The sequence below is a fragment of the Halostella pelagica genome, assembly GCF_004762015.1.
GTDB lineage: Archaea > Halobacteriota > Halobacteria > Halobacteriales > Natronoarchaeaceae > Halostella > Halostella pelagica.
On record NZ_SJES01000006.1, the window covers coordinates 204,073 to 224,366 of the forward strand.

Consider the following 20,294-nt stretch of genomic DNA (forward strand, 5'->3'; position numbering starts at 1 on the left):
AACGTGGACCCTATAGTAGTCACTGACAGCCAACGCACAATACTGCCATACGGGGATTGCTCGCCTGCTGTCCCTGTTTCAGAAACTGAAACTATGCGGTTTCGTTTATTACCCCAGTACCAGAACTATCAGGCATGAAAGCAATCGATGCGGCGGAGGTATCGAAGCGATACGGCTCCACGACGGCGCTCGACCGCGTTGACCTCGCGGTGGAGGAAGGAGAGACATTCGGCTTCCTCGGCCCCAACGGCGCGGGGAAATCGACGTTCATCAACATTTTGCTCGACTTCGCAAAGCCGAGCGACGGCCGCGTCGGGATCTTCGGCAACGACTGTCAGACGGAGGGTGTCGCCGCCCGCGAGCGCATTGGCGTACTTCCGGAGGGCTACTCGACCATCGACCGGTTGACCGGCCGCCAGCACATCGAGTACGCCATCCGTTCGAAGAACGCCCACGACACGAACCCGCTCGACGTGCTCGACCGGGTCGGCATCCGTGACGCCGCCGACCGGAAGGCAAGCGGTTACTCGAAGGGAATGGCCCAGCGACTCGTCCTCGGGATGGCCCTCGTCGGCGAGCCAGACCTGCTGTTACTCGATGAGCCGAGTACCGGGCTGGACCCGAACGGGGCCGCGGAGATGCGGAAGATACTCCGCGAGGAGAACGAACGCGGCGCGACGATCTTCTTCTCCTCACACATCCTCGAACAGGTCGAGGCGGTCTGTGACCGCGTCGGAATCCTTCAAAACGGCGAACTCGTCGCCGTCGACACGATCGAGGGGCTCCGCAACTCGATGGGCGGCGGGACGAAGCTCGTCATCACGCTTGCCGAGATCGACGAGGACACGCTCCCGGACATCAGGGCACTGGAGGGGGTCGAAACCGTCGTCTCTCAGGGTGACTCCACCATCGAGGTCACCTGTACGAACGACGCGAAGATGGACATCATCGTCGAGCTCCACCAGAACGGCATCGACGTGGTGAACTTCAGGACGGAGGAGGCGTCGCTGGAGGATATGTTCATCGAGTACACCGGCTCAGCGGGCCGATGAGCTGGCCGATCATCGCCCGACGGGACTGGCGGAACACCGCCGGCCAGCGGTCCACGAAGGTGCTCCTCGGCCTGGTGGCCTGCGTGGTCCTCCTCGCAGGCTACGTCTACCCGGTGCTGACGCAAGAGCCCTACTCGACGGCTCGGTTCACCGGCTACGCCGTCGGCTGGCTTACAACGCTCGTTCCGCTCGTCGGCGTCCTCCTCGGCTACGGCGCGGTGGTCGAGGAGCGCGAAGACGGCTCGCTGCTGTTGTCGCTCTCGCTTCCCATTAGTCGCGAGGACGTTCTCGTCGGGAAGTATCTTTCCCGGAGTGGCCTGCTCGCCGCGACCCTCGTCATCTCGTTGGTTGTCGCGGGCAGCCTCGTCGTCTACCCCTACGGCGAACTGGACCCTCTTCCGTTCATTGGATTCGTCGTCCTGACCGTACTGTTCGGTGCAGTGTGGACGGGGATGGGGCTAGCAGTCTCGCTAGCCGTCTCGACGAAGCGACGTGCACTCGTCCTCGGGGTCACGATCTTCTTCCTGCTTGTCGTCGTCTGGGACACGGTAGTCGACGCTCTGGGGCTCGCACTCGAGGCTGTGGGACTCGTCAACGGCGAACTCCCTGAGCCGCTGCAGTTCGTCGTCGGCCTCGCACCGGAGCGGCTGTTCGGGCGCATAACCGACGGCTTCCTGAACCCGGCCGCCACCGTCGACGGCGCATGGTATCTGAGCGAGTGGGTTGCCCTCGTACTGTTTGCGGGTTGGCTCGTCGGGCCACTCGGGTTCGCCTATCTCCGGTTCAGGGGGGAGGATCTCTCATGACCTGGAGCGACATCGCGTACAAGGACGTCAACGACGCGGGCCGCTCGAAGACAATCTGGCTACTGTTCGGCCTGCTGCTCGTCCTCTCGGTCGGCTACGCTTACCTTCACCGCTACGTCGGCGAGGAGGCGTTCTCCCCGTTCATAACCGGCCTCTCCCGTATTGTCGGAGTCGGACTGCCTCTGCTGGCCATCCTCCTCGGCTACAAATCTATCATCCACGAGCGGTCGAGTGGGAGCCTGCTGTTGACGCTGTCGCTCCCGCACGACCGCCGAGACCTGGCGGTCGGGACTTTCGTCGGCCGAAGCCTGGTCCTACTTGTGCCGACGCTCGTCGCGCTCGTCGTCGCTGGCGCTGCGGGTGCAGCGTTCTACGGAACGGACGGCCTCGCGACCTACCCGTGGTTCCTGTTTGCGACCGCACTGTACGGCCTCTCGTTCGTCGGTATCGCCGTCGGACTGTCGATGTCGACGACCGTCGACCGGTGGGTAACATTCGGCGCGCTTGGCGGCTACCTCCTCCTCGTGACGTTCTGGGAGGCGTTCCACTCGGTTACGCTGCTCCTGCTGCACCGCTTCGACTTTACCGTCCTGACGGACCTCCCTGACTGGGCGCTTCTGTTCCGTCTCGTCGAGCCCTGGCAGGCGTACAACCGGCTGCTCCGGTTCGGCGTCGACACCTCCCTCGCGAGTCGGTACGTCGGGGATGGGGTGCCAGTCTACGTCGACTGGTGGATGGGCATCGTGTTGCTGGTCGCCTGGACCTGCGTGCCGCTGGCGCTCGGCTTCTACCGGTTCAGCCGGAGCGACCTGTAGGTTCTCGGTCGTCGCGACAGGCCCTCGCACTGAATTCTTCCAAGGTGGAGAAAGATGCGGAATATGATACAAACAAGTCCATCTCAAAACCGCTCTCGCTCTGTCTGGATATCTGCGATGTACTCCCAACAGCGAGGTGGACGTGGGTCCTTCCGTCTCCTCGTTTCGGTCCTCAAGTGACCACCGTTTTTTCCAGCCTATTCATCGTGTCTAGAGACTAAGTCATACGCCGTTTTGCACTGTCGTTTTCGACAAACATATTCGAAGATCACCTTATGAGGGTCCGATCCAAGATGTCTCTATGGGTACGGAACCACGTGACTCGGTTTATTTCGAAGATATCGAGGAGGGCTCGACGCAGTACTGTGGGTCAGTTCAGCTTTCCAGGACTGATATCGTTGAGTTCGCCTCCGAGTACGATCCGCTCCCGATTCATACCGCCCCGGAAGCCGCTGCCGAAAGTTACTTCGACGGGATCATCGCGAGCGGACATCATACCCTGTCAGTTACCGTTCGAAAACTCGTCGAGGAGGTTCGACGACCGCGAGCAGTGATCGCCGGACTCGGTCTGGACAACGTCCGGTGGCACCAGCCAGTCCGCCCCGGAGACACGGTTTCGGTAGAGACGACTGTTGTCGACACGGAACCGTCCGACAGCAATCCCGAAGCGGGCGTCCTTCGCGAAGAGATCACAGTGACGAACCAGTGCCATGAGATGGTGCTTTCGCTGGACTGTACTCAACTGATCGAACGGCGTACGTCGGAGCAACACGATCCGCAGGTTTCGTGTAATGGATGGGACAACACCGACTGTGAGGGGACTCCCTACTGTCCCCCTCGCTGCCCACGGTTCGAGGACGAGGAAGGGCGTCAGCTTCTGGTCCGACCGTACAGGTCTGACGACCGGCAGGCACTGCTGAAACTGTACGACAGCGTTGATGAACACGACCCGGAGGTGAACCTTCCGGTATCGGCTGTAACTCGAACCGAAACGTGGATCGATCGGACCACTACTGAGGGATGGAATCTCGTCGTACTTGACGGCGACCAGGTCATTGGACACGCCGCTGTGACCCCTGCTAACTCGGCCGACCCGAACGTACTGATATTCGTCGGGAGGGAGGACCGAGACTGCGGTATCGGTTCGGAACTCATCAGACAAGTGATCGCGCATGCTGACGACACTAACCACCGGACGCTCAGGGCCAACCTGTCTGAACTAAACGAGAGAGCGGTCACGATCTGTCGAGACAACGGGTTCGATCTCGTCGAAAACCGGCTGTCTGAACTACGGATGGCGCTGGATTTACAGGAGCCGATCGTCGAACAGCTTCAGGAGCCTCCGGCGGCGCGTAATTGAACTCGGATTTCTCTGTATACGACAGTTGCTGTGTACCAAGTGTCGGAGCCCAAACCGTGATAGCCTGTTTACTAGAATTGGTTCAGTTAGTCATTATGATGCTTCACGGCCACGGGCGTGCGAAGCGTTCTCTCTTCTTCGGCAATCACCCGAGAACTGCCTCGGGCGATAGACATATGTGATCCCGTCGCATGGTATCGGGCGGATAGACATGAAACCGTGCCAAAACTGTCAGGCGGCAATCGACGAGTACAAGCTAGACAAACAACTCGAACCCCTGCGCGAACTCACAGTCGACGACTTCAACGTCTGCGTCGACTGCGCGACCATCGTCGCTGATGCGTGCGTGGAGTGTGGCGGCGCGGTTTATGTGCCCCGGGACGTAACTGACACGCCCGATTACTGTCCGGCGTGTCGCTCCGACCACATTGCACAGACGGGGCAAGATCCCGGGTGGACTCTCGACGTTAGATCCGCCTGAACGGCACGCGTCCGTTCACACCTCGGGTTTCACCGTTTTCTTTGCCGTCGCTGCCAGCGAAACAGTAGCCAGTATCGGTTCCCTTACTGATTTGTTCCCCCGTGTCGACAGCGCCAGTTCGGTGACAGTAGAGCGCGCTAGTCCAGTACAGACACGCCGACAGCATCGCTTTCGGGAGTCAAATTCGGGTCGTAGGGACTCGCTTTGTATCCGAAGGCGTAGATAATCTGTTGTACTGTATACCTCTCGTATACATCAGAATTTAATAATACTAATATATTAGTAGTTATGCCGTCTCGCGACGGATATCGGACGGTTCTATTTCAACACCGGGATGGTGCCCGACGGAACGGTTCACAGCGGACCGGACTCTCCGATTGAGGAATGTCGACCTGGTCAAGAAGACCTTCTGTTCGAATGGCTCGAATACACTTAAGTCGGTGACCGTACACCGACACAGTATGACCGCGGATTCGGGGCCGAGCCGTCCCGTCACAACCTTGGAAAAAGCAGTTGAAATAGTCGAATTACTGAAAGGAGAAGACGAGTTAGAGCTTCGCGATATGACGACGGAACTGCCGTACGCGAAGAGTACTATTCACCGGCATCTAGAGACGTTGATAGACACGGGGTACGTACTGCGGACAGAGCGGGGGTATCGCCTGAGTTTGAAGACGCTCGATGTCGGCATACAAACCCGCAGAAACCACGCGCTGTACTCCGTAGCCAAAGAAAGAGTGGACACACTCGCGAAAGAGACCGGAGAAAAAGTCTGGTGTGTCATCGAGGAAAACGGGATGGCAGTTCCGATCTACGGCCATTCCGGGGAGAACACGGTCCAGTCGAACGTCTCTGTCGGAGAACACGTTCCGATGCATCAGATGGCGGCCGGAAAAGCTATTCTCGCGTATCTACCTGACGAGCGAGTCGAAAGTATAATCGAACAGCACAGTTTAGCGAAAGTGACAGAGAACACTATTTCAGACCCGGAAACGCTGTACGAAGAACTTTCTAGAATACGAGAGAAAGAGGTGGCGTTCAACCGCGAGGAATCCGGCTATCGATTACACGGCGCCGGCACGGCGGTACGGAACGAGGAAGACGTAGCTATCGGAGCGATCAGTGTGTCTGGCCCCGCACGGCGTCTACAGGGTGAACTGTTTTCCGAGGAACTCCCCCGCCAACTACTCGAAATCGCCAGCGACATCGAAATCGACCTCCTGTACTCGTAACACACGTCTCGTTCGAAGTATTCGCACGACGCGCTCTGGCGTATATTTTACAGGTATAGCTGCGTAAATGCTGGAGAACGATATCCCCTGTTTTCGGCCCGTGAGCGACTCACCGTGTGTTCGACAAACGGAATTCGATATGTTCGAACACAGTGCATGAATTCGGATCAGCTCCGACGGCGGTTGCCCGGACAAGGGATCCTGATACCCTCGTTCGAAGGTCTCACGGTAGGCCGGTTTACAGACTCTTGCAGCCACCGATTCCCCATCGGGGGGAGGAAAACGAGCCGAAAAGTGGGTAGCTTACGCGTCCTCGAAGTCGTGCTGGCGTATCGTCTGCGCCAGCAGTTCAATACCTTCTCTGAGGGTGTCGTCATCGACGTACGTGTAGTTGATACGAATAGTGTTGTACTGGGGGTCGGTCGCGTAGAACGCGTGTCCCGGAATGTACGCGACACCGTTGTCGACCGCCTCCGCGAGAAGCGCCTCGGTGTCGAACCGGTCTGGGAGGGTCAACCAGAGGAACATCCCGCCGCCGGGACGCGTCCAGTCGACGTACTCGGGCATGGTATCCGCGAGGCTTCTGAGAGCGATATCGCGTTTTTCGACGTACAGGTCGGATATCCGTTCGATCTGCTCGTCGATGACGCCCGACTGGAGGTAGTCCGCCGCGGCGTACTGAGAGAAACTACTCGTGTGCAGGTCGTTTGGCTGTTTCAGTAGTTCGAGCGTCTCGATGATCTCTTCGGGGGCCACGATCCAGCCGACCCGGAACCCCGGCGCGAGAACCTTGGAGAACGTACCCAGATAGATAGTCCGTTCACGGTCGATACTGCTTATCGGATCCGGCGGAGCCGTTTCGAAGCTGAGTTCGGAGTAGGGGTTGTCCTCGACGATGAGGAAGTCGTGTTCGTGGGCCAGTTCGACCAGTCGCTCCCGGCGCGACTCGCTCATCGTGATGCCAGTCGGATTCTGATACGTCGGGACGGTGTAGACGAACGCAGGCGACTCATCCTCTACGACGGCTTCGAGACGGTCGATGTCTAACCCGTCTTCGTCGATGGGGACGTTCGAATATTCCGTGCGGTTCAGGCTTTCGAACGCTGATAGTGCGGCCGCGTACGTCGGTGCACCGGCGACGACGGTGTCACCGTCTTCGAGGAGGGCTCGCGAAAGTAGATAGAGCCCCTGTTGCGAGCCGCTTGTAATCATCACTTCCCCGGCTCGAGCGTCCACGTTGAACTTCGATCCGAGTCGATGCGCGATCTGCTCACGTAGTCTCTCGACGCCCTGTGTCACCCCGTACTGCAGCATCTCGTCCCCCCGTTCCTCCAGACTCCCCTGTATGAGTTCCGACATGTCTTCCAGAGGGAAGCTCTCCGGGTTCGGCCATCCGGCAGCCAACGGGATGGCGTCTTCGCCGTCGATCATATCTACGACTTTCCGGATCCCGACTGGTTCGAGCTCCCGTGCGCGCCCCGCCAAGTGTCGTTCGTACATTTCTGTGACGCACTTCTCCCGCCACTGATAAAAACCTTGTTCAGCCGAGTCAGTCGTGAATACGAACGTCGACCAGCGACGGGCCGGACGCGTCGAAAGCGGACTGAAGGGCCGCCTCGATCTCGTCGGGGTCGATAACCGTTCGGCTATTCACGCTCTGGCTCTCGGCCATCGACGGGATGTCGACCGTGAGGTCCATGTCGATCCCCATCTCGTCGAAGTCGTAGTCGGGTTCGCTTCCGCCGAGCATGTCGGTGGTATTGTTCTTGAGGACGGTGTAACTCTGGTTGTTCGGTACCACGACGGTGAGGTCGACGCCGTATCTGGCGGCGGTGTACAGGGCGTGCGGGTAGTAGAGGTACGACCCGTCACCGACGAGTCCGACGACGTCTCGGGGGTCCGGGCGCAGGCTCTCGGCTAACGCGGCCCCGACCGCGGACGGCAAGCCGTAACCGAGTCCCCCGCCCTTGGTCGAAAGGAACTGCTCCGGTTTCAGGGGCCACCGGTCCAGAAGGACGTACTTCGTCGTGATGCTCTCGTCGACGATGAACGCGTCCGGAGCGACGGAACGGAGTGTGTCGACGAACTCGGACTTCGAAGCCGTCTCGAACTCCGACCGGGGTTCGTCAGCCACATCTCCGGGTTCGTCGGCGTACCCCCGAACCTGATCGACTCGCTCTTTCCGTGTTTTCTCGTCGATTCGGTCCGAAGCGGCGTCCGCGATCTCGTCCAAGATCGACCCAGGGTCGCCGACGATCGCGGCGTCCGCCCGGGTGTTCTTCCCCACCTGCCAGGGGTCGTCGGAGACGTGGATACAGGTGGCGTCGTCGGGGACCAGCGGCGTTTCGTACGCCGTTATGGTCGTGTTCGTCGAGCAACCGACGAAGAGGAGCGTGTCCGTGTCCATGTGCTCGCGAGCGACGGACTCCTTCGGCGGGAGAAACGAATGCCACTGTTCGTGGTCGCCCGGGAAACTGACTTCCGAGCCCAGAATCTCACCGTGGACTCTCAGGCCCGCCGCCTCCGCGGCTTCGACCGCGCTGTTGATCGCGTCCCGCCCCGAGCGCGCGATGCCGTCTCCAGCTATCATGACTGGTTCCGTGGCGTCGGCTAACAGGTCTGCGGCGCGTTCGACCTGTACCTGTTCACCTCTCCCACCGCCGGGAATCACGCCAAGCGGGGCCACGTCCTCGGTAGTCTGTTCACGCAGAACGTCCAGCGGGAGACCGAGAAAAACCGGTCCGGTCGGGGGGGTAAGCGCCGTCCGTACCGCTCTTCGGAGCATGTCCGGCAGTGCATCGACGTGGTTCACCATCGCGCTCCATTTCGTGAACTGCTGGGTCATCTCCACGAGGTCGCCGCTCAGCAGTGGTTCTTCGTGCTGGAAGTCCCTCCGCTGAATGCCCGCGGTGACCACGAGCGGCGCACCCGTGTAGCTAGCGCCGTGAATATTCCCGAGTCCGTGTGCCAGCCCGGGTGCGGCGTGTAGGTTGACGACGCCCACCGGGTTCACGTCCTCGTCGTGGTGAGAGTGATACTGACGCGTCTTCGCGTATCCGGACGCCGCTCCGACCGCGATGTCCTCGTGAAGCGCCATCACGTACTCGCACTCGTCGCTGTCCGCGACGGCATCGATGAGGGGTAACTCCGTCGTCCCGGGGTTCCCGAACACGTACGGGATCGAGTACGATTCTAACGCGTTAGCGAAGAGAGTCGCCCCTGTCGATCGGTCTGGTGAACTCATCGTTGTCGACAACGTTAGACGCGGAGGGCATATATCTGTGGGTCGGAGACAGTCTCACGTGGCCGTCGACCCCGTCGGAGCCTCTTCGACTACGCCTCGGGAGCACAGGACACGACAGACGAGATACACCGATATCTCGGACATCACTCGTAGCTTCAGTCTCGACGCTCGTTCGGGATAGTCCGACCGAACTTACGCGTCATATTTAATACGGATGCCCGAATGAACACGTCATATGGCAACAAGCCCCCTTGTAGAGCTGAATAGCGTCCGCAAGGAGTTCGATTCCCTCGTCGCCGTCGATGGGGTCGACCTCCAGATACAGTCCGGCGAGTTCTTCTCTCTTCTCGGCCCCTCCGGCTGCGGGAAGACGACTTGTCTCCGGATGATCAGCGGGTTCGAACGCCCGACTGAAGGGGAGGTGCTGTTCGAGGGCACCGACGTGACGGACGTTCCGCCAAACAGGCGAGACACCAACATGGTGTTCCAGCACCTCTCGCTGTTCCCGCACATGACGGTCGGAGAGAACATACAGTACGGTCTGAAGAAATCTGGCGTCCCGGACGAAGAATGCGCCGAGCGCGTTTCGACGTATCTCGACCTCGTCGACCTCCCCGGATCCGAGGACAGAGATCCCACGGCGCTCTCGGGCGGACAGCAACAGCGCGTGGCGCTCGCTCGCTCGCTAGTGAACAAGCCGAGCGTGTTGTTGCTGGACGAGCCGCTTTCCGGACTGGACCGGAAGCTTCGGCAACACATGCAGATCGAACTGGCGAAGATCCAGCGAGAGGTTGAGGGGTCGTTCTTCTATGTCACCCACGACCAGGAGGTCGCCATGACGCTGTCAGATAGACTCGCCATCATGCGCGAGGGGGAGATAGAACAGGTCGGCACCCCGGAAGACGTGTATCACAACCCGGCCAGCCCGTTCGTTGCCGACTTCATCGGCGACACGAACTTGCTTGCCGGCGAAGCAACAGACGTGGCGGAAGGGACTCGGATCGAACTTGAGGGGGCGGGCGGTCCCGTCTGGACGACGACGAGATCGGACGTTGAGGGGGACGTAACCCTGTCGGTACGGCCCGAAAGCGTTCGTCTCGACGCAGGAGAGAGGGGTCTTTTCGAGGCGGAGGTCGTCGACCGGTTTTTCCAGGGTGACCACGTCGAGTATATGGTGTCTCCCACGACCGATCCGACCTTCGAACTAGACGTGACTGCATACGATACGGAAGAGACCTACGAGGAGGGCAAGACGGTCTCCGTCTCGATTGACGAGAGCGGCGTCACGATTTTCGAGTGACGGATCTGATCTGTGTCTCAGTCTTCCGTCTCACGCGAATGAGTTCGGATTTACCAGTAATAATCACCCCTTCCGACAACATATGACAGATTTATTAAGAAAGCTATTTAATGTTGATTATCTATGTCAGAAGATGTCATGCCAAAAGATCTCAGTGCGAGTCGCACGACTAGGCGGACGTTCTTGAAATCCACCGGCGTCGCAGGGGCAATCGGCGTCACCGGCGTCTCGGGATGTCTACAGAACCTCGGCGGGACCGGCAACGCCACTATCAACGTCTTGGGCTGGGCTACCTTCGAGAACGTCTGGGACAAGATCGAGGAGAAGGTCGACGCAGACCTCGAACTCTCGACGGTGACCAGCACTGAACCGATGTTCACGCAGTGGAACTCCGGGCAGAACACGGAGTTCGACGTGACGATGCCGAACAACAACTACATGCCCAAGTTCATCGACGCGGACCTCGTTGCTCCCCTGCAAGAAGACGTGGTCACGAACTGGGACAACATCTACGACCGCTACAAGGAACTGGCGGAAACCCAGGCTGGAAAAGACGGCACGATTTACGGTGTTCCCCAGCGGTTCGGTTGGGACACCTATGCGTACGATAGTCGGGAGGTCCCGGACCACGAGGAGGACCTCTCGATGATGTTCAACGAGGAATACTCGGGGTCGATCGGGTCGTTCACGCAGCATACGAAAGCGATAGGCCACGCGGCGCTGGCACTGGGGTATCAGGACGCGTTCGAGGGACGGCGCGTTACGCTCTCCGACGAACAGCTGAACAACGTCAAGGAAAAACTGATAGACCAGAGCGACCACGTCGCGGCCTACTACGCGGCACCGTCGCAGATCAAAGAGATGTTCACTGGCGGAGACATTCACCTGGGACACTCGTACCGTTTCGTCACTGCCCAACTCAAGATGGAGGGGAACGACTGGATCGAGATGGCAGTGCCGAAACAGGGTGCGTTGACGTGGTTCGAGGCCGCCGTCGTCTCGAAGGAGTCCGACAACAAAGAGAAGGCCTGGGAAGTGGTGGACGCGATAATCGATCCGGAGGTAGTCGGCGAGTGGTTGGCCGAGTCCGGGTTCGCGAGCACCAATTCCCAAACCGCGGCCTCCCTCGAGGGCGACAAGGGACAGTACATCGACGTCGACCCGTCGCGCGTCGAGTCGATGATCCCGTACAAGGAAATCGAAAACGAAGACGCGTGGGTTTCGGCATGGGAGGAAGTTCGAACGTAACCCACCCGGTTCTTGTTTCACACAACAATGGCAACAAAAGGCTCAGACGAACGGGTCCGCGAGCGGGTACGGAAGTCCCTCAGTTCCTCACGGTCACAGATCAGTCTCACTATCGGGCCGGCAACAGCGTGGCTGTTGCTGTTTGTCCTCCTCCCGATGCTGTTTCTGGTCGCCGTCAGCTTCACGACCACTGACCAATACTTCAACATCATCTGGGAGCCCACTCTGGCCAACTACGAGGACCTGCTGTTCCGGAACGGACTGGCGTTCTGGGAGGCACCGTTCGTCAAGTCGCTGTACCTCTCGTACGCGATCGCCGGGGCGACGACCGTTACGACGTTGATCGTCTCGTTCCCCGTCGCATACCTCCTTGCACGCCGGAGCGGTCCGTTCGTCAAGGTCACGCTGTTCATGTTGCTCGTTCCGTTCTTCTCGGTGTTCATCGTGCGGATGTACGCCTGGCTGAAGATATTCGGAAACAACGGAGCCGCGAACAACGTCCTGTTGAATCTCGGGATCGTAAGCGCGCCGTTAGGCGTCTTCGACTACGGCCTGATACCTACGATCGTCGCCCTGACGCACGCTTTCGTCCCGTACATGCTCCTCACGCTGTACGCGAGCCTGGACGGCGTCGACTTCTCGCTGGTGGAAGCGGCCCGAGACCTCGGTGCGGGCCGAATGACGGCGTTCAAAGACGTGGTGGTTCCGCTCATCAGTTCGGGAGTGATCACGGGCAGTATCTTCGTGTTCGTCCCCGCACTCGGGGCGTACCTCGCACCGCAGTTCCTCGCTCGCGGGCAGTTCCTGATGATCGGCCAGATGATCGTCGAGCGGGTGTACACCGGCTACAGCATCGGATACGGTAGCACGATGGCCATGTTCATCGCGATCGCAGTCGTGATCACGATCGCCATCCTCTACCGCATAAGCGGCCTCAACGAGTTTGTCCAACAATGACAGGGGATTCGACGGCGGAAACTGTCGGTCGGGGTCGGAACGCGCGGGAAAGAACGTCGGCTGTAGGAACTCGCATTCGCGAGTTCGTTACCGAGCGCGATTTCGTCGCAGACGGGCTCTACCTGTATACGGTGTTGCTCGTTCTGTTTCTCTGGGTCCCGCTCGTGATAATCGTCTTCCTCTCGTTCGCCGAGAACCCGACCGCGGTCTTCCCCTTCGAGGGATTCACTCTGAAGCATTTCGGGGCGACAGCGGTGAACGAGAAACTCATCCGGTCGACGTTTACGAGCGTCCAACTTGCGGCAGTCTCGGCGTCGGTTGCGACGGTGCTTGGAGTTCTCGCGAGCTTCGGCGTCGTTCGGTACGAGTTCCGCTTCAAGAACCTGTTCGTGACGGCTGGTCTGCTTCCGATGATAGTCCCAGGAGTCGTCTTCGGAACGTCCTTTTTCATTTTCTTCAACACGCTCCTGAGCGATAGCACGGGATTTCTCCCGTTGGTGGTCGCTCACAGCGCCTACGGCTTCCCGTTCGTCCTGCTCGCGGTCCTGACCCGGCTCTACGCGTTCGACGAATCGCTCGAAGAGTGTGCACGGGACCTCGGTGCGACGGTTCCCGAGACGTTCCGCGACATCACCTTCCCGATAATCCGGCCGGCCGTCGCAGCAGGGTTCCTGTTCGCGTTCATCCGCTCGTTCGAGGACTACACCCGGGCGCTGTTCATCTCCGGACAACTCGACGTCCTCACGATAGAGATGTTCTCGCTGATCAACCAAGGCGGGACGATCGCGATGAACGTCGTGTCGACGATCATCCTAGTTCTGGTCACGGTCGTACTCGCCGTCGCGATGAAACTCGGTGACGTCGTCGATCACGTGACCTGAACTGCCTCGTCGGCCGCACTTTGCGCACACAAAGGATAATAAACGTCCGCGGTCGATGGATGATCCAACACCCATGTCAGTTTTCGACCGATTCGTCCATCCGCGCTTGGCCGCGATAGCGCTCGCGGGCGGCGGGTGGTGGACGATAGGGATACTCGCCTGGTTGGTCGGACCGTCATCGCTCAGGGGCACCGCGATGATCGTTCATCTCTTCGGGTTCGCCACACTCGCCCTCGCCGGCGGCATCTTCGGGGTCCTGTGGTGGACGAACTACGTCCGGGGGAAACTGCGGGCCCGGTAACCGACGCGTCTACCGGACCCGTCTCTCGGAGCCGAACACCTGTTTTTCCTCCGTTCAGCACCCCAAGAACCAAGGGTCAGACCAGTGTACGCATTCACGTCAACCGCGTTCACGGTAGACAGACCCAACCATGCAACCTGACGGCCCAACAGACCGCGATGTGACGGCTGATGACCCGGCGATCCCTCACTGGCACGTCCCGGGTTCGGAAGGCCTTACGCTCGTCGACGGTGACGGCGCGACCGTAACAGACGGGGACGGGACGACCTATCTCGACTTCGTCTCGCAGTTGTACTGTGCGAACGCAGGGTACAGCAACGACGCCATCACCGAGGGCATGTACGAACAACTTCACAGTCTTCCGTACGCCGCCCCGAAACACAGCACCGACAGTCGGTCCGAACTCGCTCGCCAACTCGTCGAGGTCAGTCCCGACGACCACACCGACGTGCTCTTTTCCGTGTCTGGGAGCGAGGCGGTCGAACTCGCCGTCCACGTCGCTCGCGAGCATCAGGACGCTCCAAAGGTCCTGTCGCGGTACAGGGCGTACCACGGTTCGACGTACGGTGCCGGGAGCCTGACGACTGACCCGCTCACGCGGAACACCTTAGAGCAGTACGCTTCGACGTCAGGGGCCGTCCGCTTTCTACCGCCGCTCACACACCGGTCACCGTTCAACGCCGATTCGCCCGAGGAACTAGCGGAGTTGGCGACCGATCATCTCGAGTTCGTCATCCGAAACGAAGGTCCGGATTCGATCGCAGCGATAATTACGGAACCAGTCGCCGGGACGAGCGGTGCCTACACTGCTCCGCCTGGGTACTTTGAGCGCGTCCGAGAGATCTGTGACACCTACGACTGCCTGCTCGTCGTCGACGAGGTGTTGACCGGGTTCGGACGCTGCGGCGAGTGGTTCGGATATCAGACGGAGAACGTGGAGCCGGATATCGTCACCTTCGCGAAGGGTGTGACCGGCGGGTACGCCCCGCTGGCCGGCGTACTGTTACGCGAGGACATCGCAGAGAGCATCCGCACTAACGGGTTCGACATCGGCCAGACCTGGGGCGGTCACCCCGTTAGCTGCGCCGCTGGCGTGGCGGCGATGGAGGAGTACCGGAGCGGACTACTGGAAACCGTCCGGGAACTCGCGCCGACGCTCGAACGCCGTCTCACCGAGTTAGCGGAGACTCATCCCGTCGTCGGGGACGTACGTGGCCGCGGCTTCCTCTGGGCGGTAGAGTTCGACACGCCCGGCACTGAGAAGCCCGTTTTCGACCACCGAGTCGAGGACGGAGTCGACCCGATATTCGACGTTCTCGGAACCGCCGCCGCTGACCACGGCGTCCTGTTCGGTCCTGGGCGACCGACGTTCAACCTGATGGTCGCCCCGCCGTTTTGTATCGGCGAGAAGGACATCCACACCGCAGTTGACGCGCTCGACAGGACCATCTCGTCCGTGTTCGGCTGATTTCTCGTCTCCCTCCTGACATCCCGTACTCCGTGGGTTGAGACGGGGGTTCCGTCGCCGTGGTTATTTTCGGTACGTGACTGATCTCGGTTCGCTGCGCCGAACTGCCTCTCGAAGAGATTCAGGATACCGACCCCCCGAGTACGGATCGAAAACACCCCAAAGTTTTTACGATACTGACTGGTGCTCCTAATCATGGTACGAGCCATCGACTTGCACAACCACTACTATCCCGAAAACTATCTCGAAACCCTCGATGCCTCAGACAGCGCTTACTCCATCGCCACTGACGAGGCCGGGAGAGATGTCATCGTCTCGGACGGGTCACGTGTCGTCACGCTCACGCCCCCGATGACGGATCTAAACGTCCGTCTCGACGACATGGCCGACGCCGGTATCGATCACCAGATGCTGAGTGTCAGCATCCCCAACGTCGATTTCCTCGACGGGGACGCCGCACTCGAACTAGCCCGGACCTCCAACGACGCGTACGCCCGCATTCAGAGCGACTACGACGAGTTCTCGGGGCTCGCGTGTGTCCCCCTGCGGACGCCAGAGTTAGCTGTGGAAGAAGCCCGGCGGGCTATCAACGATTTAGGCCTTAAAGGCATCAACATCGGTTCGAACGTCAACGACACGCCGCTTTCCCACGACCGATATCGTCCCTTTTTCGAGGCTGTCGACGAGTTGGATGTTCCCCTCTACATTCATCCGATGCCGCCGGCGAACGTCGACTCGATGCAGGAGTATCGACTCGCACCGCTGGTCGGGTTCGAAAACGACCTCACGATGGCGATCACTCGCCTGGTTTTCGACGGGGTTCTCGAAGAGTACGACCTGGACATCCACATGTCTCATCTGGGCGGCAGCGTTCCATTCCTCTTCGAACGGCTGAACAACGGCTATCGAGCGTATCCCGAGTGCCGGGAGAACATCCCCGAGAAGCCCGAACAGTATCTCCGGGACATCTATTACGACACGGTATCGTTTCACCAGCCGGCACTGCAGTGTACTATCGATTCAGTCGGTGCCGACCAGCTCCTGCTCGGCTCCGATTACCCACACGTGATCGGTGACGTACACCGAGCCAAGACGGACATCGAGAATCTCGGACTCTCGGACGAGGACCAACGCAAAATCATGCACGAAAACGCGACTGAGCTCTATGATCTATAACGGCTCGTACCGCTGATAGTGATCGTCGGCGTGCCCAGTATAGAGAATAGAGGCAAACGTGACTAGCGGTAACCTGTCAAACACGTTGTCGTAAGCCGTCCCGACACTTCTTTGTCCCACTGGCGACCGCCTTCTGCAGTATCGACCATGTCACGAGCGGACGACGTGTGAGTGAGATGGGGTAAAAGTACGGTATCGGGCACGGGCCAGGTGATCAGTTCGATCAGTTCTCGTCGACGCAGATATTCCGTTCGAATGCTTCGAACACACCGATACCAGCCTGGATTACAGACGTAGTGATGTAATGTTGCTGCACGCACGCTCGTCCGGTTTATTTGGGTCGTGCTACCGAACCTTATCTCCACCTCGCACCAGAGATAGTTGACCGATGTGCCTCACACCGAGGGCAGTTGGCCGATGGGAATACATTCGAACGCGTCAACACCGACGCTGACGCTGCGACGTTATATTTGATGATGTCAAACATCTATTTCGGGCAGATGTCTCCCACTCGCAGTGCGCGTATTTCCGCAGAGAGAGTAGCTCCTGATCGCACTTTGTACGACTCGATACGTGTCGGTCGTATCCAGTAATTTGATGGTTGAGCTATACAGTAGCATTATCCATGGTGTCGATAGAAGTTCTGGGTATCGCCCAGGATGCCGGAGTGCCGCACATAGGGTGTCAGTGTCCGAACTGCGAGACTGCTCGCAAGGACCCAGAGCGAGTCCGATACTCGAGCGCGATCCGCCTTGAGGACGACGGTCACTATCTGTTCGATGCGACACCGGATATTCGGTTTCAACTGTCTGAGACTCCGGACAGCGTGTTCCTGACGCACGCGCATCTGGGGCATCTCCCGGGACTACTATTTCTCGGGCGGGAGTCGGCCAACGCGGACGAAATACCCGTCTACTGTACCGAGGGCCTCGCAGACGTTATCCGCGAGAACGTGCCGCTCCGTCTCCTCGTCGACGAGGGGAATATCGACCTCCGGTTGATCGACGACGGGTCCGGCGTTTTGCTCGGCGAAGCGTCGGTAATGGCCGTCCCGGTCGAACACCGCGAGACGGTTCCGACCGGAACGTTAGCGTACAGGATCGACGGACCGGACCGGTCGCTTCTCTACATGAGCGACATCGATCAGTTGACCTCTGACGCCTTGGACCTGATCCGGAACGTCGACATCGCGCTCGTCGACGGAACGTTCTGGAGTCGCGACGAACTCGACCGAGTGGAGACCGTTCCTCACCCGACCGTGAAATCGTCGCTAGACGCGCTCGCAGCGGTAGACACGGAAATCCTGTTCACGCACCTAAACCACACCAATCCGCTCCTCGATCCGGAGTCAGACGCACGGAAGCAACTGGAAGAAGCAGGGTTCAGCGTTGCCAAAGAAGGGAAAACGTTCGATCTGTGATGCCGGGTCGATAACGGGTTCCGAGACCGCCGATGCAGTGAGCAACCCCTACATGACCCGTTCGTCCTCACCGGGTTCGTGCTCCCGGGTGTGTTTGACCATTCTGTAGAGTCCCCACACGAAGGGAACCACGGTAATCGTTAGTACTCCGACCGCCGTCAGTATCACCTGTGTAGTGCTTGCTGCCATTGTGATCACCCGAGTACGTCCCACGCATACGCTGCGAGGATTCCGGCCGGATAGATGTACTTCCCCCAGTAGAAGAACCAGTCACCGAGTTCGGTTCCCGGTCCTTCGTTGATCTGTTCGAGCGCTTGGCGGCCGTCGTAAGCCCAGAACAGGCCAAGCGGGGCGAGCAGTGCTGCAAGCGGCCCCGTGTAGAGCACGATCGTGGTGAGAGTGTCGAAGAGTTCCGACGACATCGCGGTCGGGATCGCCACGACGGCCACTATCAGTACCAAGATCGGCGTGACCACTTTGCGTGGCAGTCCGAAGTGGTATTTGAGGGAGTCGACGGGAACTTCGAGGATCGACAACCCGGTCGAGATCGCCGCGAGTGCCGCCGCGAGGAAAAACCCGGTCACGATCAGCGTCGATCCGGGAAGCTGTTGTGCGATCGCCGGAAGCGAAATGAACAGGAGTCCGGGACCGGAAGCGTTCGGTTCGACGCCGACAGCGAGTGCGGCGGGGAAGATGGCAAAGCCGGACAGTAGCGCGATAGTCGCGTTCCCGAACGTAGTCGTGATGGCTGCCGAGACCGTATCCGCCTTCTCACTGAGGTAGCTCCCATAGACGATCATCGGCGCACCGGCCAGGCTGGCCGTGAAGAAGGCCTGTGCCATCGCGTTCAACACGACTCTCGTCGTTAGCTTGCTGAAATCAGGGACCAGATAGAACCTGAGGCCCTCGAGACTTCCCGGTAACAGGACACTCCGTATGCCCAGTAACACCAGGAGTATGAACAGCAAGCCGATCATCAACTTCGTCGCTGGTTCGATACCTTTCTCGATACCGAAGTAGACGATAGACCCGATGATCGCCAGGGCGAGCACGGCGAAGACAGCCGATTGTAGCCCCGAATTCACCGTTCCGAAGAACGCACCGGGTTCAGCCCAGAACTGTTCGTTTGCCGGCGCGCCGATGTAACGGAGCGTCCAGCCCGCGATGCTCGCGTAAAAGATGAGTACGACGAGCGGACGGAACCCCGGAATCAGTCCGATGTACTTGCCGAACGGCATCCCGAGTTCTTCGTACGCGCCCGCGGGGCCCTGCTGGGCGATCCGGCCGGTGTTGAATTCGATCACGAGCCCAGTCCACACGAAACTGAACGTGAAGATGAAGTAGGGGATCAGGAAAGCCGCCCCGCCGTTCTGACCGACCAACATCGGGAACAACCAGATGTTCCCGAGGCCGACGGCCGATCCGATCGCGCCTGCGACGAGTCCGAGTTCCGATGACCACCGTTCTCTTACATTTGACATGGTATCACCTAGTGTGACATGTGCTATGATTAACCCTCTGTATAAAAATCTATCATATAATTTCGATCAACACAGGGTGTGTGTTTACCAATACCATCGGTGAATTCGCGCTGACTCCGTCCCCGTAGTCTACAGGGATTTGGGACGTGATGACTGGATAGAGTCACGTCTCACTGGGTGGCAACTGACGGTGGACCAACTGGTCTCACCGAGCGGACTATTCTACCGTATTTGATAATGCCAAATATTATGGTTGGCCACCTGGTAATAGTAGCCATGTCTCCAGGTGGGCGCAGAATCAAAGCACTCGAAACGGCGTTCGAAATACTAGCAGTGCTGAAAGAGAACGGGCAGATGAGCCTCGCCGAGTTGAGTGAACAGGTAGACGTGACGAAAGGCACCGCTCACACCCACCTGATGACGTTACAGCAAAACGATCTGGTCGAGCAGGCGGGTGAACGGTATCGGCTGGGAACCGGGTTCATAACTTACGGTGCCCACGTCAAGAACCGGCAGTTGGTCTTCCAAGCCGGGAAAGACCCTGTGCGGCAACTCGCGCTCAAAACGGGCGAGATATGCGAGATCGCGACAGAATACGACGGCAAGTGCGTCCTGCTCCATCGGTTCTACGGCGAGAACACGATCAACAGAGAGTACCAGCAAACGAGTTTCGAACAGCACAGATATCTTCACTACGGTGCGACCGGCAAATCGATGCTCGCACAGATGTCCCCTGAACGGGTGGACCGGATAGTGGACCGGTACGGGCTACCGGCTCAAACGAACAAGACGATCACCGATAGAGGGACGCTGTTCGACGAACTCGAACGCATACGCGAACGGGGGTATGCGTACAACGACGAGGAAGAGATCCACGGTATCCGAGCAGTCGGCACACCGATCCTCAGTACGGACGGGGATTGTTTAGGTGCGATCTGTGTCGCCGGACCGGGAGGCCGTATCGACGACGAACAGTTCACCGAGGCGTTCCCGAACCTCGTCGCGGAAGCGCGGAGCCTGATCGAAGCCAACGTCCAGACGAACGACTTCGACGTGTTCACCAATTGAAACC

19 protein-coding genes are annotated in these 20,294 nt (G+C 59.3%); 15 read left to right on the top strand and 4 right to left on the bottom strand.

Features of this window, described 5'->3' with window-relative positions; all coding sequences use genetic code 11:
- Positions 1–134: 134 nt before the first annotated feature.
- The 6 genes from EYW42_RS14865 (at position 135) to EYW42_RS14890 (ending at position 5,746) form a co-directional block, all read left to right on the top strand.
- Positions 135–1,052 (top strand): ABC transporter ATP-binding protein, encoded by a 918-nt coding sequence (locus EYW42_RS14865; RefSeq protein WP_135536079.1) that lies wholly within the window; start codon positions 135–137, stop codon positions 1,050–1,052.
- A complete protein-coding gene (locus tag EYW42_RS14870; RefSeq protein WP_135536080.1) occupies positions 1,049–1,858 on the top strand; it encodes an ABC transporter permease in 810 nt (269 codons plus the stop codon). The genes EYW42_RS14865 and EYW42_RS14870 overlap by 4 nt, the downstream gene beginning before the upstream one ends.
- The gene (locus tag EYW42_RS14875; protein ID WP_135536081.1) at positions 1,855–2,673 is read left to right on the top strand and encodes an ABC transporter permease subunit; all 819 of its coding nucleotides are present in this window, start codon (positions 1,855–1,857) and stop codon (positions 2,671–2,673) included. Before EYW42_RS14870 ends, EYW42_RS14875 begins: the two co-directional genes overlap by 4 nt.
- A 301-nt stretch (positions 2,674–2,974) precedes the next feature.
- Complete coding sequence (locus tag EYW42_RS19520) at positions 2,975–4,033, top strand: GNAT family N-acetyltransferase (protein ID WP_161972956.1); 1,059 nt, start codon at positions 2,975–2,977, stop codon at positions 4,031–4,033.
- Positions 4,034–4,244: 211 nt separating this feature from the next.
- A complete protein-coding gene (locus EYW42_RS14885; RefSeq protein WP_135536082.1) occupies positions 4,245–4,514 on the top strand; it encodes a DUF7571 family protein in 270 nt (89 codons plus the stop codon).
- Between the two features lie 461 nt (positions 4,515–4,975).
- Complete coding sequence (locus EYW42_RS14890; RefSeq protein ID WP_135536083.1) at positions 4,976–5,746, top strand: IclR family transcriptional regulator; 771 nt, start codon at positions 4,976–4,978, stop codon at positions 5,744–5,746.
- A gap of 303 nt (positions 5,747–6,049) precedes the next feature.
- Here EYW42_RS14890 and EYW42_RS14895 read toward each other — a convergent pair whose 3' ends face one another.
- Both EYW42_RS14895 and EYW42_RS14900 read right to left on the bottom strand, forming a co-directional pair.
- A complete protein-coding gene (locus tag EYW42_RS14895) occupies positions 6,050–7,246 on the bottom strand; it encodes an aminotransferase-like domain-containing protein (protein ID WP_135536084.1) in 1,197 nt (398 codons plus the stop codon).
- 49 nt (positions 7,247–7,295) lie between these two features.
- On the bottom strand, positions 7,296–8,990 hold the full coding sequence (locus tag EYW42_RS14900; protein ID WP_135536085.1) for a thiamine pyrophosphate-binding protein: 1,695 nt from the start codon (positions 8,988–8,990) through the stop codon (positions 7,296–7,298).
- 235 nt (positions 8,991–9,225) lie between these two features.
- On the opposite strand from EYW42_RS14900, the gene EYW42_RS14905 reads away from it, so the two are divergent.
- The 8 genes from EYW42_RS14905 (at position 9,226) to EYW42_RS14940 (ending at position 17,741) form a co-directional block, all read left to right on the top strand.
- Entirely contained in the window at positions 9,226–10,290 is a 1,065-nt protein-coding gene (locus EYW42_RS14905) for an ABC transporter ATP-binding protein (protein ID WP_135536086.1), read from the top strand.
- Positions 10,291–10,428: 138 nt separating this feature from the next.
- Positions 10,429–11,538 (top strand): ABC transporter substrate-binding protein, encoded by a 1,110-nt coding sequence (locus EYW42_RS14910; RefSeq protein ID WP_161972957.1) that lies wholly within the window; start codon positions 10,429–10,431, stop codon positions 11,536–11,538.
- Positions 11,539–11,565: 27 nt separating this feature from the next.
- The gene (locus EYW42_RS14915; protein ID WP_135536087.1) at positions 11,566–12,495 is read left to right on the top strand and encodes an ABC transporter permease; all 930 of its coding nucleotides are present in this window, start codon (positions 11,566–11,568) and stop codon (positions 12,493–12,495) included.
- Positions 12,492–13,376 carry an ABC transporter permease gene (locus tag EYW42_RS14920; RefSeq protein WP_135536088.1) on the top strand — a complete coding sequence of 295 codons (885 nt, stop codon included), beginning with the start codon at positions 12,492–12,494 and terminating at the stop codon, positions 13,374–13,376. Before EYW42_RS14915 ends, EYW42_RS14920 begins: the two co-directional genes overlap by 4 nt.
- A gap of 73 nt (positions 13,377–13,449) precedes the next feature.
- On the top strand, positions 13,450–13,677 hold the full coding sequence (locus tag EYW42_RS14925) for a hypothetical protein (RefSeq protein WP_135536089.1): 228 nt from the start codon (positions 13,450–13,452) through the stop codon (positions 13,675–13,677).
- Between the two features lie 130 nt (positions 13,678–13,807).
- Positions 13,808–15,145 carry an aminotransferase family protein gene (locus tag EYW42_RS14930; protein ID WP_135536090.1) on the top strand — a complete coding sequence of 446 codons (1,338 nt, stop codon included), beginning with the start codon at positions 13,808–13,810 and terminating at the stop codon, positions 15,143–15,145.
- A gap of 195 nt (positions 15,146–15,340) precedes the next feature.
- Entirely contained in the window at positions 15,341–16,321 is a 981-nt protein-coding gene (locus tag EYW42_RS14935) for an amidohydrolase family protein (RefSeq protein WP_135536091.1), read from the top strand.
- 625 nt (positions 16,322–16,946) lie between these two features.
- Complete coding sequence (locus EYW42_RS14940) at positions 16,947–17,741, top strand: MBL fold metallo-hydrolase (protein WP_135536092.1); 795 nt, start codon at positions 16,947–16,949, stop codon at positions 17,739–17,741.
- 48 nt (positions 17,742–17,789) lie between these two features.
- On the opposite strand, the gene EYW42_RS19525 is transcribed toward EYW42_RS14940, so the two are convergent.
- The gene (locus EYW42_RS19525; protein WP_161972958.1) at positions 17,790–17,930 is read right to left on the bottom strand and encodes a hypothetical protein; all 141 of its coding nucleotides are present in this window, start codon (positions 17,928–17,930) and stop codon (positions 17,790–17,792) included.
- 5 nt (positions 17,931–17,935) lie between these two features.
- Positions 17,936–19,222, bottom strand: a complete 1,287-nt coding sequence (locus EYW42_RS14945) for a sodium-dependent transporter (protein WP_135536093.1) — start codon at positions 19,220–19,222, stop codon at positions 17,936–17,938.
- A gap of 276 nt (positions 19,223–19,498) precedes the next feature.
- Here EYW42_RS14945 and EYW42_RS14950 point away from each other — a divergent pair, with 276 nt between their 5' ends.
- Positions 19,499–20,290, top strand: a complete 792-nt coding sequence (locus EYW42_RS14950; RefSeq protein WP_161972959.1) for an IclR family transcriptional regulator — start codon at positions 19,499–19,501, stop codon at positions 20,288–20,290.
- The last annotated feature ends 4 nt before the right edge of the window (positions 20,291–20,294 follow it).

What these genes read in the sequence shown, in the direction of transcription:
- EYW42_RS14865 (WP_135536079.1), top strand. Translation starts at nt 135, where the DNA reads ATGAAAGCAATCGATGCGGCGGAGGTATCGAAGCGATACGGCTCCACG.
- EYW42_RS14870 (WP_135536080.1), top strand. Translation starts at nt 1,049, where the DNA reads ATGAGCTGGCCGATCATCGCCCGACGGGACTGGCGGAACACCGCCGGC.
- EYW42_RS14875 (WP_135536081.1), top strand. Translation starts at nt 1,855, where the DNA reads ATGACCTGGAGCGACATCGCGTACAAGGACGTCAACGACGCGGGCCGC.
- EYW42_RS19520 (WP_161972956.1), top strand. Translation starts at nt 2,975, where the DNA reads ATGGGTACGGAACCACGTGACTCGGTTTATTTCGAAGATATCGAGGAG.
- EYW42_RS14885 (WP_135536082.1), top strand. Translation starts at nt 4,245, where the DNA reads ATGAAACCGTGCCAAAACTGTCAGGCGGCAATCGACGAGTACAAGCTA.
- EYW42_RS14890 (WP_135536083.1), top strand. Translation starts at nt 4,976, where the DNA reads ATGACCGCGGATTCGGGGCCGAGCCGTCCCGTCACAACCTTGGAAAAA.
- EYW42_RS14895 (WP_135536084.1), bottom strand. Translation starts at nt 7,246, where the DNA reads ATGTACGAACGACACTTGGCGGGGCGCGCACGGGAGCTCGAACCAGTC.
- EYW42_RS14900 (WP_135536085.1), bottom strand. Translation starts at nt 8,990, where the DNA reads ATGAGTTCACCAGACCGATCGACAGGGGCGACTCTCTTCGCTAACGCG.
- EYW42_RS14905 (WP_135536086.1), top strand. Translation starts at nt 9,226, where the DNA reads ATGGCAACAAGCCCCCTTGTAGAGCTGAATAGCGTCCGCAAGGAGTTC.
- EYW42_RS14910 (WP_161972957.1), top strand. Translation starts at nt 10,429, where the DNA reads ATGCCAAAAGATCTCAGTGCGAGTCGCACGACTAGGCGGACGTTCTTG.
- EYW42_RS14915 (WP_135536087.1), top strand. Translation starts at nt 11,566, where the DNA reads ATGGCAACAAAAGGCTCAGACGAACGGGTCCGCGAGCGGGTACGGAAG.
- EYW42_RS14920 (WP_135536088.1), top strand. Translation starts at nt 12,492, where the DNA reads ATGACAGGGGATTCGACGGCGGAAACTGTCGGTCGGGGTCGGAACGCG.
- EYW42_RS14925 (WP_135536089.1), top strand. Translation starts at nt 13,450, where the DNA reads ATGTCAGTTTTCGACCGATTCGTCCATCCGCGCTTGGCCGCGATAGCG.
- EYW42_RS14930 (WP_135536090.1), top strand. Translation starts at nt 13,808, where the DNA reads ATGCAACCTGACGGCCCAACAGACCGCGATGTGACGGCTGATGACCCG.
- EYW42_RS14935 (WP_135536091.1), top strand. Translation starts at nt 15,341, where the DNA reads ATGGTACGAGCCATCGACTTGCACAACCACTACTATCCCGAAAACTAT.
- EYW42_RS14940 (WP_135536092.1), top strand. Translation starts at nt 16,947, where the DNA reads ATGGTGTCGATAGAAGTTCTGGGTATCGCCCAGGATGCCGGAGTGCCG.
- EYW42_RS19525 (WP_161972958.1), bottom strand. Translation starts at nt 17,930, where the DNA reads ATGGCAGCAAGCACTACACAGGTGATACTGACGGCGGTCGGAGTACTA.
- EYW42_RS14945 (WP_135536093.1), bottom strand. Translation starts at nt 19,222, where the DNA reads ATGTCAAATGTAAGAGAACGGTGGTCATCGGAACTCGGACTCGTCGCA.
- EYW42_RS14950 (WP_161972959.1), top strand. Translation starts at nt 19,499, where the DNA reads ATGTCTCCAGGTGGGCGCAGAATCAAAGCACTCGAAACGGCGTTCGAA.